The 13,829-nt window shown below is 56.3% G+C and carries 12 protein-coding genes; 11 read left to right on the plus strand and 1 reads right to left on the minus strand.

Annotated elements, in window-relative coordinates:
- Positions 1–4 precede the first annotated feature (4 nt).
- From mutL to rlmB, 11 genes are all read left to right on the plus strand, one after another.
- The gene (mutL, locus tag ACOTW6_RS14720) at positions 5–1,849 is read left to right on the plus strand and encodes a DNA mismatch repair endonuclease MutL (RefSeq protein WP_193136422.1); all 1,845 of its coding nucleotides are present in this window, start codon (positions 5–7) and stop codon (positions 1,847–1,849) included.
- A complete protein-coding gene (gene miaA / locus ACOTW6_RS14725; RefSeq protein ID WP_017383956.1) occupies positions 1,842–2,792 on the plus strand; it encodes a tRNA (adenosine(37)-N6)-dimethylallyltransferase MiaA in 951 nt (316 codons plus the stop codon). The genes mutL and miaA overlap by 8 nt, the downstream gene beginning before the upstream one ends.
- An 85-nt stretch (positions 2,793–2,877) precedes the next feature.
- Positions 2,878–3,189 carry an RNA chaperone Hfq gene (gene hfq / locus ACOTW6_RS14730; protein WP_003855990.1) on the plus strand — a complete coding sequence of 104 codons (312 nt, stop codon included), beginning with the start codon at positions 2,878–2,880 and terminating at the stop codon, positions 3,187–3,189.
- Positions 3,190–3,263: 74 nt separating this feature from the next.
- A complete protein-coding gene (gene hflX / locus ACOTW6_RS14735) occupies positions 3,264–4,544 on the plus strand; it encodes a ribosome rescue GTPase HflX (RefSeq protein ID WP_213789229.1) in 1,281 nt (426 codons plus the stop codon).
- 56 nt (positions 4,545–4,600) lie between these two features.
- Positions 4,601–5,860: an FtsH protease activity modulator HflK gene (gene hflK, locus ACOTW6_RS14740; protein WP_047052628.1), complete on the plus strand. Its 1,260-nt coding sequence runs from the start codon at positions 4,601–4,603 to the stop codon at positions 5,858–5,860.
- A gap of 2 nt (positions 5,861–5,862) precedes the next feature.
- Positions 5,863–6,867 (plus strand): protease modulator HflC, encoded by a 1,005-nt coding sequence (gene hflC, locus ACOTW6_RS14745; protein WP_003855994.1) that lies wholly within the window; start codon positions 5,863–5,865, stop codon positions 6,865–6,867.
- Between the two features lie 71 nt (positions 6,868–6,938).
- Positions 6,939–7,136, plus strand: a complete 198-nt coding sequence (locus ACOTW6_RS14750; protein WP_003855996.1) for a DUF2065 domain-containing protein — start codon at positions 6,939–6,941, stop codon at positions 7,134–7,136.
- 104 nt (positions 7,137–7,240) lie between these two features.
- Positions 7,241–8,539 carry an adenylosuccinate synthase gene (locus ACOTW6_RS14755; RefSeq protein ID WP_003855997.1) on the plus strand — a complete coding sequence of 433 codons (1,299 nt, stop codon included), beginning with the start codon at positions 7,241–7,243 and terminating at the stop codon, positions 8,537–8,539.
- Positions 8,540–8,731: 192 nt separating this feature from the next.
- Positions 8,732–9,157, plus strand: coding sequence for a nitric oxide-sensing transcriptional repressor NsrR (nsrR, locus tag ACOTW6_RS14760; RefSeq protein WP_003855998.1), 426 nt, complete (start codon positions 8,732–8,734; stop codon positions 9,155–9,157).
- A 38-nt stretch (positions 9,158–9,195) separates the two neighbouring features.
- Complete coding sequence (rnr, locus tag ACOTW6_RS14765; RefSeq protein ID WP_032104769.1) at positions 9,196–11,637, plus strand: ribonuclease R; 2,442 nt, start codon at positions 9,196–9,198, stop codon at positions 11,635–11,637.
- Between the two features lie 64 nt (positions 11,638–11,701).
- Positions 11,702–12,433: a 23S rRNA (guanosine(2251)-2'-O)-methyltransferase RlmB gene (rlmB, locus tag ACOTW6_RS14770; RefSeq protein ID WP_015572470.1), complete on the plus strand. Its 732-nt coding sequence runs from the start codon at positions 11,702–11,704 to the stop codon at positions 12,431–12,433.
- A 91-nt stretch (positions 12,434–12,524) separates the two neighbouring features.
- Here rlmB and ACOTW6_RS14775 read toward each other — a convergent pair whose 3' ends face one another.
- Positions 12,525–13,799, minus strand: a complete 1,275-nt coding sequence (locus ACOTW6_RS14775) for an MFS transporter (protein ID WP_213789231.1) — start codon at positions 13,797–13,799, stop codon at positions 12,525–12,527.
- Between the last annotated feature and the right edge of the window lie 30 nt (positions 13,800–13,829).

Here is a 13,829-nt window from a genome sequence, read left to right on the forward strand (position 1 = left end):
GTTCATGCCGATTCAGGTTCTACCGCCGCAGCTCGCGAACCAAATCGCCGCCGGTGAGGTGGTGGAACGCCCTGCGTCGGTGGTGAAGGAACTGGTGGAAAACAGCCTCGATGCAGGGGCGACCCGCATCGATATCGATATCGAACGCGGGGGCGCAAAGCTTATCCGCATTCGTGATAACGGCTGTGGCATCAAAAAGGACGAGCTGGCGCTGGCGCTGGCGCGTCACGCCACCAGTAAAATTGCCTCACTTGACGATCTGGAAGCGATTATCAGCCTGGGTTTTCGCGGCGAAGCGCTGGCCAGTATCAGCTCCGTTTCCCGCTTAACGTTGACCTCCCGCACGGCCGACCAGCAGGAAGCCTGGCAGGCCTACGCCGAAGGGCGCGATATGGACGTCACGGTTAAACCTGCGGCGCACCCGGTAGGCACCACGCTTGAAGTGCTGGATCTCTTCTATAACACCCCCGCCCGGCGCAAGTTTATGCGAACCGAGAAGACCGAATTCGGACATATCGATGAGATCATCCGCCGCATTGCGCTGGCGCGCTTTGATGTCACCCTCAACCTCAGCCATAACGGTAAGGTGATGCGCCAGTACCGCGCGGTGGCGGAGGGTGGACAAAAGGAGCGTCGGTTGGGCGCCATCTGCGGCACACCGTTTCTGGAAAAGGCGCTGGCCATTGAGTGGCAGCATGGCGATCTGGCCCTGCGCGGCTGGGTAGCCGATCCGAACGCCAGCAGCGCCGCGTTCGCAGAAATTCAGTATTGCTACGTCAACGGCCGCATGATGCGCGACCGCCTGATTAACCACGCTATTCGACAGGCCTGTGAAGATAAGCTCGGCGCCGATCAACAGCCCGCCTTTGTGCTTTATCTGGAGATCGACCCGCATCAGGTTGACGTTAACGTGCACCCCGCGAAGCACGAGGTGCGTTTCCACCAGTCGCGCCTGGTGCATGATTTCATCTACCAGGGCGTTGCCGCTGTATTGCAGCAGCAGGCAGAGCCTGAGTGGCCGCTGGCAAAAGAAGAGCCCGCGCCGCGCCCACTGCCGGAAAACCGCGTGGCGGCCGGGCGTAACCATTTTGCCGAACCGGCGGTCGCGCGCGAGCCGGCTGCTCCACGTTTATCCCCGGCGGGTAACGCGCCGCGACCAACCGGCGCCAACTATCCCAACGCTCAGCCGGGCTATCACAAACAGCAGGGGGCGCTGTACCGCAAACTGCTGGATACGCCGGCGGTGGAGCATAAAGAGCACATCACGGTTTCAACCCCCTCTCTGGATGGGCATAGCCAGAGTTTTGGTCGGGTATTGACCATTATTGCCCCCGACATGGCGTTGCTTGAACGCGAAGGTAAACTCCTGTTGCTGGCGCTTTCCGTGGCGGAGCGCTGGCTCAAACAGGCGCAGTTAACCCCGGGGGTGAATGCCGCCTGCGCGCAGCCGCTGTTGATCCCCGTTCGCCTGAAAATAACCCCTGAAGAAACAGGGGTTTTGCGGCGCGTGCAGACGCAACTGGCCGAAATGGGGATTGAAATCGTACTGGACGCGCAGCATGTGACAATTCGCGCAGTGCCTTTACCCTTACGCCAACAAAATTTACAAAACTTGATTCCTGAACTGATAGGCTACCTGGCGCAGCAAACGACGTTTGATGCCGCCGATACTGCGCAGTGGATCGCCCGCCACCTGGCCAGCGAACATGCACCGTGGAGTATGGCGCAGGCGATTACCGTTCTGGCGGAGGTGGAGCGCCTCTGTCCACAGCTGGTGAAAGCGCCTCCAGGTGGTTTGTTACAACCTGTTGATTTACAAACGGCGATGACCGCCCTGAAACATGACTGATGTAAGTAAGGCGAGCCTGCCAAAGGCGATTTTTTTAATGGGGCCAACGGCCTCCGGTAAAACGGCGTTAGCCATTGAGTTACGTAAAGTTTTGCCAGTAGAGTTGATTAGCGTTGATTCAGCCCTCATTTACCGAGGGATGGACATCGGCACGGCGAAGCCCAACGCAGACGAACTGCGTGCGGCGCCGCACCGTTTACTGGATATTCTCGACCCGGCACAGGCTTACTCCGCGGCAGATTTTCGCCGCGACGCCTTAGCCGAGATGGCCGAGATTACCGCCGCGGGACGCATACCGCTGTTAGTTGGCGGCACGATGCTCTACTTTAAGGCGCTGCTGGAGGGGTTATCGCCTCTGCCATCGGCCGATCCGGAAGTGAGAGCGAAGATTGAGCGGCAGGCGGCAGAGCAGGGGTGGGACGCTTTGCACAGGCAACTGGAAGAGATTGACCCGGTTGCCGCAGCGCGGATCCACCCAAACGATCCGCAAAGGCTTTCCCGGGCACTGGAAGTTTTTTTCATTTCGGGTAAAACTTTAACGGAACTGACGCAAACGTCAGGAGACGCTCTGCCGTATCAGGTGCATCAGTTCGCCATCGCCCCGGCGAGCCGTGAACTGCTCCATCAACGAATTGAGCAGCGTTTTCATCAGATGTTGGCTTCAGATTTTGAAGCAGAAGTGCGGGCGCTTTTTGCCCGTGGAGATTTGCATACGGACATGCCTTCCATTCGTTGTGTGGGATACCGCCAGATGTGGTCGTATCTTGAAGGTGAGATTTCATACGATGAAATGGTTTATCGAGGTGTTTGCGCCACGAGACAGTTAGCGAAGCGCCAGATCACCTGGTTACGCGGTTGGGAGGGGGTTCACTGGTTAGACAGTGAAAAACCACAACAGGCGTTAAACGAAGTGATTGAGGTTATTGGTGATATCGCTGACTGAATGTGTACAATTAAGCCGTATCGTGCGCAATTTTTCAGAATCGCAAGGTTCTAAGTACAAAACAAGCATATAAGGAAAAGATAGAATGGCTAAGGGGCAATCTTTACAAGATCCGTTCCTGAACGCATTGCGTCGGGAGCGTGTTCCAGTTTCTATTTATTTGGTGAATGGTATTAAGCTGCAAGGTCAGATTGAGTCTTTCGATCAGTTCGTGATCCTGTTGAAAAACACGGTCAGCCAGATGGTCTATAAGCACGCGATTTCTACTGTTGTTCCGTCCCGTCCGGTATCTCATCACAGCAATAACGCTGGCGGCGGCACTGGCAGTAACTACCATCACGGCAGCAACGCGCAGGGTTCTTCAACACCAGCGCAGGACAGCGAAGAAACCGAATAAGGTTTTGGGCTGTTATCCACACGGGGAGCCAGGGATCCTGCGTTCCCCGCTGATCTTTTTAGAGAGGTTTACGCTTGTTTGACCGTTATGACGCCGGTGAGCAGGCGGTGCTGGTACACATCTATTTTTCGCAAGACAAAGATATGGAAGACCTCCAGGAGTTTGAATCTCTGGTCTCTTCCGCCGGTGTCGAAGCAATGCAGGTGATTACCGGTAGCCGTAAAGCGCCGCACCCGAAGTACTTTGTTGGTGAAGGTAAAGCAGTTGAAATTGCGGATGCCGTGAAAGCAACCGGCGCATCCGTTGTGCTGTTTGATCATGCGCTGTCTCCGGCTCAGGAACGTAACCTGGAAGCTCTCTGCGAATGCCGTGTAATCGATCGCACGGGATTGATCTTAGATATTTTTGCTCAGCGTGCGCGTACCCACGAGGGTAAGTTGCAGGTTGAGCTGGCGCAGTTGCGCCATCTGGCGACGCGTCTGGTGCGTGGCTGGACACACCTTGAAAGACAAAAAGGCGGGATTGGTTTGCGCGGCCCGGGTGAAACCCAGCTCGAAACCGACCGCCGTTTGCTGCGTGGGCGTATAACCCAGATCCTTTCACGTCTGGAACGTGTAGAGAAACAGCGCGAACAGGGGCGTCGGGCGCGAACGAAAGCCGATATCCCAACGGTGTCGCTGGTGGGTTATACCAACGCCGGTAAATCCACCCTGTTTAACCAGATAACCGAGGCCCAGGTGTATGCCGCAGACCAGCTGTTTGCGACCCTGGACCCAACCCTGCGCCGTATTGACGTCGCAGACGTGGGTGAAACGGTGCTGGCGGATACCGTAGGGTTTATCCGCCATCTGCCGCACGATCTGGTCGCGGCGTTTAAAGCGACGTTGCAGGAGACGCGTCAGGCGACCCTGCTGCTGCACGTCATTGATGCGGCGGACGTACGCGTGCAGGAGAACATCGACGCGGTGAACGTGGTGCTCGAAGAGATCGACGCCCACGAAATTCCCACCCTGTTGGTGATGAATAAGATCGATATGCTGGACGATTTCGAACCGCGTATTGACCGAGACGAAGAGAACAAACCGATTCGGGTCTGGCTGTCTGCTCAGGCCGGGATTGGTGTGCCACTGCTTTTCCAGGCTTTGACAGAATGTCTTTCCGGTGAGGTAGCTCAGCACACGCTGCGACTGCCGCCACAGGAAGGCAGGCTGCGCAGCCGGTTTTATCAGCTTCAGGCGATAGAAAAAGAGTGGATGGAGGATGACGGCAGCGTGGGGATGCAGGTGCGTATGCCGATCGTTGACTGGCGTCGCCTCTGTAAACAAGAACCTGCGCTGGCGGACTATATCGTCTGATCAGAAAGGGGAAGCCTGAAAAATTCGCCCTTGCATAACAAATATGGAGCATATACATGGCGTGGAATCAGCCCGGTAATAACGGACAAGACCGCGACCCGTGGGGAAGCAGCAATAATCAAGGCGGCAACTCTGGGGGAAATGGCAACAAAGGTGGTCGCGAGCAGGGGCCGCCGGATCTGGATGATATCTTCCGCAAACTGAGCAAAAAGCTTGGTGGCCTTGGCGGAGGAAAAGGTTCTGGCTCGGGTGGCAATTCCACTCAGAGTCCGCGCCCGCCAATGGGTGGCCGCGTGGTGGGCATTGTCGCCGCTGCGGTGGTAATCATCTGGGCAGCCAGCGGGTTCTACACCATTAAAGAAGCAGAGCGCGGCGTGGTCACCCGTTTCGGTAAGTTCAGCCATCTGGTTGAGCCGGGCCTGAACTGGAAGCCGACCTTCATCGATGATGTGACCGCGGTTAACGTAGAGTCCGTCCGTGAACTGGCCGCCTCTGGCGTGATGCTGACCTCTGACGAGAACGTGGTGCGCGTTGAGATGAACGTGCAGTACCGCGTGACCGATCCTGAACGTTATCTGTTTAGCGTGACCAGCGCCGATGACAGCCTGCGTCAGGCGACCGACAGCGCCCTGCGTGGCGTGATCGGTAAATACACCATGGACCGTATCCTGACCGAAGGTCGTACCGTTATTCGTAGCGATACCCAGCGTGAGCTGGAAGAGACCATCCGTCCGTACAACATGGGTATCACCCTGCTGGACGTCAACTTCCAGGCTGCACGTCCGCCGGAAGAGGTGAAAGCCGCGTTTGACGATGCGATTGCCGCGCGTGAAAACGAACAGCAGTACATCCGTGAAGCGGAAGCGTACACCAACGAAGTTCAGCCGCGTGCAAACGGTCAGGCGCAGCGTATTCTGGAAGAAGCGCGTGCGTATAAGACCCAGACCATCCTGGAAGCACAGGGTGAAGTGGCTCGCTTCGCGAAGATCCTGCCGGAATATAAAGCCGCGCCGGAAATTACCCGTGAGCGTCTCTATATCGAGACCATGGAAAAAGTGCTGAGCCATACGCGTAAAGTGCTGGTTAACGACAACAAAGGCGGAAACCTGATGGTCCTGCCGCTGGATCAGATGCTGAAAGGCAGTTCTGCACCGGCAGCAAAAGACAACAGCGGTGCGAACAACCTGCTGCGTCTGCCACCGGCCTCGTCTGGCAGCGCCAGCGCGAACACAACGCCTTCTTCGAACGATGGTGACATTATGGACCAACGCCGTGCTAACGCGCAGCGTAACGACTACCAGCGTCAGGGGGAATAAGGATGCGTAAGTCAGTTATTGCGATCATCATCATCGTACTGGTCGTGCTCTACACCTCCATCTTTGTGGTGAAAGAGGGCGAACGTGGGATCAAGTTCCAGTTCAGCAGCGTCGTGCGTGACGGCGACAAGCGTCCGGTGATTTATGAGCCGGGTCTGCACTTTAAGATCCCGTTCATTCAGTCAGTGAAAACGCTCGATGCGCGTATCCAGACCATGGATAACCAGGCCGATCGTTTCGTGACCAAAGAGAAGAAAGACCTGATCGTTGATTCCTATATCAAATGGCGCATCAGCGATTTCAGCCGCTACTTCCTGGCAACCGGGGGTGGCGACGTTTCTCAGGCAGAAGTGCTGCTGAAACGTAAGTTCTCTGACCGTCTGCGTTCTGAAATTGGTCGTCTGGATGTGAAAGACATCGTGACCGACTCTCGTGGTCGTCTGACGCTGGAAGTGCGTGATGCGCTGAACTCCGGCTCTGCGGGCACCGAGGATGAAGTTGAAACCCCGGCGGCAGACGATGCCATTGCCAAAGCGGCTGAACGTGTTCAGGCTGAAACCAACGGTAAAGTGCCGGTGATCAACCCGAACAGTATGGCTGCTCTGGGCATCGAAGTGGTTGACGTGCGCATCAAGCAGATCAACCTGCCAGCGGAAGTGTCCGAGGCGATCTACAACCGTATGCGCGCCGAGCGTGAAGCGGTAGCCCGTCGTCACCGTTCACAGGGTCAGGAAGAAGCGGAAAAACTGCGCGCGGCAGCGGACTATGAAGTCACCAAGACGCTGGCGGAATCTGAGCGCCAGGGTCGTATCCTGCGCGGTGAAGGTGATGCCGAAGCGGCGAAACTGTTTGCTGATGCATTCAGCCAGGATCCAGACTTCTATGCCTTCATCCGTAGCCTTCGCGCTTACGAGAATAGCTTCAAGAGCAACCAGGATGTGATGGTGCTCAGCCCGGACAGCGATTTCTTCCGTTATATGAAGACGCCGACCAACGCAACGCGATAAACTCAGGCTCGTTTGAGTATTCAAACCACCGCTCTTCACGGAGCGGTGGTTTTCTTTTATAAGGAACCAAAATGAATTCCACGATCTGGCTCGCACTGGCCCTGGTTTTGGTGCTGGAAGGCCTCGGCCCGATGCTCTATCCGCGCGCATGGCGCCGGATGATCGCGACAATGAGCCAACTCCCGGACAATATTTTGCGTCGTTTTGGCGGTGGTCTTGTGGTTGCCGGTATCGTTATCTACTACATGTTGAGGAAAACGATTGGCTGATCAAAAACTAACCGCAATTGGCATATTTTAGGGTCAAAAAGTGCTGTATATCTGAAAAAGCGATGGTAGAATCCATTTTTAAGCAAACGGTGATTTTGAAAAAAATGGGTAACAACGTCGTCGTACTGGGCACCCAATGGGGTGACGAAGGTAAAGGGAAGATTGTTGATCTTCTGACTGAACGGGCTAAATATGTTGTACGCTACCAGGGCGGTCACAACGCAGGCCATACTCTCGTAATCAACGGTGAAAAAACCGTCCTCCATCTTATTCCATCAGGCATTCTTCGCGAAAACGTCACCAGCATCATCGGTAACGGCGTTGTGCTGTCTCCAGCAGCGCTGATGAAAGAGATGAAAGGTCTGGAAGACCGTGGTATCCCTGTTCGTGAGCGTCTGCTGCTCTCCGAAGCCTGCCCGCTGATCCTGGATTATCACGTGGCGCTGGACGTGGCGCGTGAAAAAGCGCGTGGCGCGAAAGCGATCGGCACCACCGGTCGTGGTATCGGCCCGGCTTACGAAGATAAAGTGGCTCGTCGTGGTCTGCGCGTGGGCGACCTCTTCGACAAAGCGACCTTCGCTGAAAAACTGAAAGAAGTGATGGAATATCACAACTTCCAGTTGGTGAACTTCTACAAAGCCGAAGCCGTTGACTACCAGAAAGTGCTGGATGACGTCATGGCGATTGCTGATATTCTGACCGGTATGGTTGTTGATGTGTCCGATCTGCTGGACCAGGCGCGCAAGCGTGGCGATTTCGTCATGTTCGAAGGTGCGCAGGGTACGCTGCTGGACATCGACCACGGTACCTATCCGTACGTAACGTCCTCTAACACCACCGCAGGTGGCGTGGCGACTGGCTCCGGCCTGGGCCCGCGTTATGTCGATTACGTTCTGGGCATCATCAAAGCGTACTCCACTCGCGTGGGTGCGGGTCCATTCCCGACCGAGCTGTTTGATGAGACCGGCGAGTTCCTCTGCAAGCAGGGTAACGAGTTTGGCGCGACCACCGGTCGTCGTCGTCGTACCGGCTGGCTGGACGCCGTTGCCGTACGTCGCGCAGTGCAGATCAACTCCCTGTCTGGCTTCTGCCTGACCAAGCTGGACGTACTGGACGGCCTGAAAGAAGTGAAAATCTGCGTAGGCTACCGTATGCCAGATGGCCGCGAAGTGACCACCACTCCGCTGGCTGCTGACGACTGGGAAGGCATTGAGCCAATCTACGAAACCATGCCGGGCTGGTCTGAGACCACCTTCGGTGTGAAAGAGCGTAGTGGCCTGCCAAAAGCCGCGCTGGACTACATCAAGCGCATTGAAGAACTGACCGAAGTGCCGATCGATATTATTTCTACCGGCCCGGATCGTACTGAAACGATGATCCTGCGCGACCCGTTCGACGCATAATCTTCGTGACTGCTGGCCTGCGGGGAAACCCGTAGGCCGGATAAGCGCAGCGCCATCCGGCGACCGCTCCTGGATCTCCGCTTTTTCGCCCCGTCTGTCAAATAAATTAGCCGCTAACTATCTGGCTGGTTTATCATCATTAATGAATATCTCTGCGGTTTGACCGCGTTTTCCCTTTTTCCTGAGGTTGATGTGCAGTTAACAAGTTTCACCGATTACGGCTTACGCGCGCTGATTTACATGGCGTCGTTACCCGATGGGAAGATGACCAGCATCTCTGAAGTCACAGAGGTGTACGGTGTGTCCCGTAATCATATGGTCAAAATAATCAATCAACTTAGTCGTGCCGGATACGTTGCTGCCGTCCGCGGGAAGAATGGAGGGATCCGTCTCGGTAAACCGGCGCAGAGTATCCGTATTGGCGATGTGGTACGTGAACTGGAGCCGCTCTCTCTGGTGAACTGTAGCAGCGCGTTCTGCCACATTACGCCCGCTTGCCGCCTGAAACAGGCGCTTTCAAAGGCCGTGCAAAGTTTTCTCAAGGAACTGGATAACTACACGCTGGCCGATTTGGTTGAAGAGAATCAACCGCTTTATAAATTATTGCTGGTGGAATGAAGAAAATTTCCACCGGAGCTGACAACGGAGGAACCGACATGTCACAAGATCCTTTCCAGGAACGCGAAGCCGAAAAATACGCGAATCCTATCCCCAGCCGCGAGTTCATCATTGAACACTTAACAAAACGCGAAAAACCCGCCAATCGTGAAGAACTTGCCGTTGAACTGAACATTGAAGGTGAAGAGCAAATTGAAGCCCTTCGCCGCCGCCTGCGCGCCATGGAGCGTGACGGGCAGCTGGTCTTTACTCGTCGCCAGTGCTACGCGCTGCCAGAACGCCTCGACCTGCTGAAAGGCACCGTTATTGGTCACCGCGATGGCTTCGGCTTCCTGCGCGTGGAAGGCCGTAAAGACGACCTGTACCTCTCATCCGAACAGATGAAGATGTGTATTCACGGCGACCAGATCCTGGCGCAGCCGCTGGGTGCAGATCGTAAAGGGCGCCGCGAAGCGCGCGTGGTCCGCGTGCTGGTGCCGAAAACCAGCCAGATCGTTGGCCGTTACTTTACCGATGCGGGCGTAGGCTTTGTGGTGCCGGATGACAGCCGTCTGAGCTTCGACATTCTCATCCCACCTGAAGAGGTGATGGGCGCACGCATGGGCTTTGTGGTGGTGGTGGAACTCACCCAGCGCCCAACCCGTCGCACCAAAGCGGTGGGTAAAATCGTTGAAGTGCTGGGCGATAACATGGGCACCGGTATGGCCGTCGATATGGCGCTGCGTACCCATGAAATTCCGTACGTCTGGCCGAAAGCGGTTGAAGATCAGATTGAAAACCTTCGTGAAGAAGTGCCGGAAGAGTCCAAAGCAGGCCGCGTGGATCTGCGCGATCTGCCGCTGGTCACCATTGATGGTGAAGACGCCCGTGACTTCGATGATGCCGTATATTGTGAGAAAAAACGCGGTGGCGGCTGGCGTCTGTGGGTGGCCATCGCGGATGTGAGTTATTATGTACGTCCACACACGCCGCTGGATAACGAAGCGCGCAGCCGCGGTACGTCGGTCTACTTCCCGTCTCAGGTTGTACCGATGCTGCCAGAAGTGCTCTCTAACGGCCTGTGTTCCCTCAACCCGCAGGTGGACCGCCTGTGTATGGTCTGCGAAATGACCATCTCCAGCAAGGGACGTCTGACGGGCTATAAGTTCTACGAAGCGGTGATGAGTTCCCATGCGCGCCTGACCTATACCAAGGTCTGGCATATGTTGCAGGGCGATCAGGATCTTCGCGAACAGTACGCGCCGCTGGTCAAACACATCGAAGAGCTGCATAACCTCTACAAAACGCTGGATCAGGCGCGCGAAGAGCGCGGTGGGATCTCGTTTGAGAGTGAAGAGGCGAAGTTTATCTTTAACGCTGAGCGTCGTATCGAGCGTATCGAGCAGACCCAGCGTAACGATGCGCACAAGCTGATTGAAGAGTGTATGATCCTGGCGAACATCTCGGCGGCACGTTTCGTTGAGAAAGCCAAAGAGCCTGCGCTGTTCCGTATTCACGACAAGCCAACTACGGAAGCCGTGACCTCGTTCCGCTCTGTGCTGGCTGAACTCGGCCTGGAGCTGCCTGGCGGTAATAAGCCTGAGCCACGCGATTACGCCGAGCTGCTGGAATCCATCAGCGATCGTCCTGACGCGGAAATGCTGCAAACCATGCTGCTGCGCTCCATGAAGCAGGCGATTTACGATCCGGAAAACCGGGGCCACTTTGGTCTGGCCTTACAGTCGTACGCGCACTTCACCTCGCCGATCCGCCGTTATCCGGATCTGTCCCTGCACCGTGCGATCAAGTATTTGCTGGCGCACGAGCAGGGTCATAAAGGCAACACGACCGAAACCGGAGGGTATCACTACTCCATGGAAGAGATGCTGCAACTGGGCCAGCACTGTTCCATGACCGAGCGTCGTGCGGATGAAGCAACGCGCGACGTGGCGGACTGGCTGAAGTGTGACTTTATGCTGGATCAGGTGGGCAACGTCTTTAAAGGCGTGATTGCCAGCGTCACCGGCTTTGGCTTCTTCGTGCGTCTGGATGAGCTGTTTATCGACGGTCTGGTGCACGTTTCCAGCCTCGATAACGATTACTACCGCTTCGACCAGGTCGGACAACGTCTGATCGGCGAATCCGGCGGCCAGACCTACCGTCTGGGCGATCGGGTGGAAGTGAAGGTTGAAGCCGTGAATATGGACGACCGTAAAATCGACTTCAGCCTCATCTCCAGCGAGCGTGCTCCGCGTAACGTCGGCAAAACCGAGCGTGAGAAAGCGAAAAAAGGCGGCAACGGTAAAGCGGGCGGCAAGCGACGTCAGGCAGGTAAAAGAGTAAACTTTGAGCCAGACAGCGCTTTCCGTGGCGAGAAGAAACAGAAGCCTAAGGCGGCGAAAAAAGACGCTCGTAAAGCGAAAAAACCGTCGACCAAGACCCAAAAAATAGCGGCCGCGACCAAAGCGAAGCGCGCGGCGAAGAAACAGCAGGCGGAGTAATTTCCCCTCACCCTGACCCTCTCCCTGACAGGGAGAGGGAAAATATTTATTACGAGAACCATCAATGAGTGAAATGATTTACGGCATCCACGCGGTGCAGGCCCTGCTGGAGCGCGCGCCGGAGCGTTTTCAGGAAGTGTTTATTCTGAAAGGGCGTGAAGACAAACGTCTGATGCCGCTGATCCACGCGCTGGAAGCGCAGGGCGTAGTGATCCAGCTGGCGAACCGTCAGTATCTGGATGAAAAAAGCGAAGGTGCTGTACACCAGGGCATTATCGCGCGCGTGAAGCCAGGCCGTCAGTATCAGGAGAACGATCTGCCGGATCTGATCGCCGGGCTGGAGAACCCGTTCTTCCTGATCCTCGATGGCGTAACCGACCCACATAACCTGGGCGCGTGCCTGCGTAGCGCCGATGCAGCAGGCGTGCATGCGGTGATTGTGCCAAAAGATCGCTCTGCGCAGCTTAACGCTACCGCTAAAAAAGTCGCCTGCGGCGCGGCGGAAAACGTCCCGTTGATCCGTGTGACTAACCTGGCGCGCACCATGCGTCTATTGCAGGAAGAAAATATCTGGATCGTGGGAACCGCTGGTGAAGCGGATCACACCCTGTACCAGAGCAAAATGACCGGCCGTATGGCACTGGTGATGGGAGCGGAAGGCGAAGGTATGCGTCGTCTGACGCGCGAGCACTGCGATGAGCTGATCAGCATCCCGATGGCGGGCAGCGTATCGTCCCTGAACGTTTCAGTTGCGACGGGTATCTGCCTGTTTGAAGCGGTGCGTCAGCGCGGGTAGCCTGTTGTGCCGGGTGGCGGCTTCGCCTTACCCGGCCTACAAAAGCATGGTAACGTAGGCCCGCTAAGCGCAGCGCCACCGGGCAACAATCTCACTCCTCTAACGACCGTAAATGGTCATCCTTCCTCAGCGTCATCAGCGCGAAAATACTCACCACCGCCGTTGCCATCACGTAGTACGCCGGAATATCCAGATTGCCCGTCTCTTTAATCAGCCCGGTAATGATCAGCCCCGCGCAGCCCGAGAAGATCGCATTCGACAGAGAATAGGCCAGCCCCAGTCCGGTATAACGCACGCGCGTCGGGAACATCTCAGACAGCATTGCCGGCCCCGGTCCTGCCAGCATCCCCACCAGACCTCCCGCAATCAACACCACAATCGCTTTAACCGCCAGCGTGCTGGACTCCGCCTGCAAAATTTTCAGCAGCGGCAGGGCGAGGATCAGCAGGAGCACGGTGGCGATAATCATCACCGTCCGCCGCCCGATCCTGTCGCTCAGCATGCCTGACGGAATGATCGTGAGCGCAAACCCAATGTTAGAAATCACCGCAATCAGCAGCGCCTGGTTAAAACCGGTGTGCAGCGCAGATTGCAGATAGGTCGGCATAATCACCAGATAGGTATAACCCGCCGCAGACCAGACCATCACGCGGCCAATGCCCATCAGGATGGTTTTGAACGTGGCGGCGGTGCTGGCATGAGTAACAACCGGTTTTTCCCGTTGCTGCACAAAGCTCGGCGTCTCTTCCATGCTCACCCGCAGCCATAGCGCGACCGCACCCATCGGCAGCGCCAGGAAGAACGGAATGCGCCAGCCCCAGTCGTGCAAGGCTTCAGGGGAGAGAAGGGCAGAGAGCATCGCGACAATGCCTGCGCCCGCTAACAGCCCGAGCGCCACGGTGAAGGACTGCCATGCCCCGTAAAGACCGCGCTTGCCGCGCGGGGCGAACTCCGTCATCAATGAGACCGCACCGCCATACTCACCGCCCGCGAACAGTCCTTGCAGAATACGCAGGAGCGTAACGATCAGCGGCGCGGCAATCCCGATACTGGCGTAGACAGGCACAATACCGATGGCAGCGGTGGCGAGCGTCATCAATACCAGCACAATAATCAGCGTCGGTTTGCGGCCAATCCTGTCGCCAATGCGGCCAAAGACCACCGCACCCAGCGGACGGAAGAAGAACGCGATGGCGAACGAGGCCCAGGTAAGGATCAGGCTGGTGAGCTCCGCTTCCCCCTCAAGCTGGAAGAAGTTTCTGGCAATCACCGTTGCCAGAAAACCGTAGACCGCAAATTCATACCACTCGATGAAATTACCGATGGAGCCTGCAATTAATGCACGCTTGTGCGCATCCTGTTGCATAACGATCCTCACATAAACGGGGTAAGAATA

This window comes from Enterobacter cloacae complex sp. IR5403 (genome assembly GCF_049238705.1).
Taxonomy (GTDB): Bacteria; Pseudomonadota; Gammaproteobacteria; order Enterobacterales; family Enterobacteriaceae; genus Enterobacter; species Enterobacter hormaechei_C.

Bases quoted from the DNA above. Each gene is read 5' to 3' on its own strand.
- hflK (WP_047052628.1), top strand. From the start codon at position 4,601: ATGGCGTGGAATCAGCCCGGTAATAACGGACAAGACCGCGACCCGTGG.
- ACOTW6_RS14750 (WP_003855996.1), top strand. From the start codon at position 6,939: ATGAATTCCACGATCTGGCTCGCACTGGCCCTGGTTTTGGTGCTGGAA.
- ACOTW6_RS14775 (WP_213789231.1), bottom strand. From the start codon at position 13,799: ATGCAACAGGATGCGCACAAGCGTGCATTAATTGCAGGCTCCATCGGT.
- hflC (WP_003855994.1), top strand. From the start codon at position 5,863: ATGCGTAAGTCAGTTATTGCGATCATCATCATCGTACTGGTCGTGCTC.
- miaA (WP_017383956.1), top strand. From the start codon at position 1,842: ATGACTGATGTAAGTAAGGCGAGCCTGCCAAAGGCGATTTTTTTAATG.
- rlmB (WP_015572470.1), top strand. From the start codon at position 11,702: ATGAGTGAAATGATTTACGGCATCCACGCGGTGCAGGCCCTGCTGGAG.
- ACOTW6_RS14755 (WP_003855997.1), top strand. From the start codon at position 7,241: ATGGGTAACAACGTCGTCGTACTGGGCACCCAATGGGGTGACGAAGGT.
- rnr (WP_032104769.1), top strand. From the start codon at position 9,196: ATGTCACAAGATCCTTTCCAGGAACGCGAAGCCGAAAAATACGCGAAT.
- mutL (WP_193136422.1), top strand. From the start codon at position 5: ATGCCGATTCAGGTTCTACCGCCGCAGCTCGCGAACCAAATCGCCGCC.
- hfq (WP_003855990.1), top strand. From the start codon at position 2,878: ATGGCTAAGGGGCAATCTTTACAAGATCCGTTCCTGAACGCATTGCGT.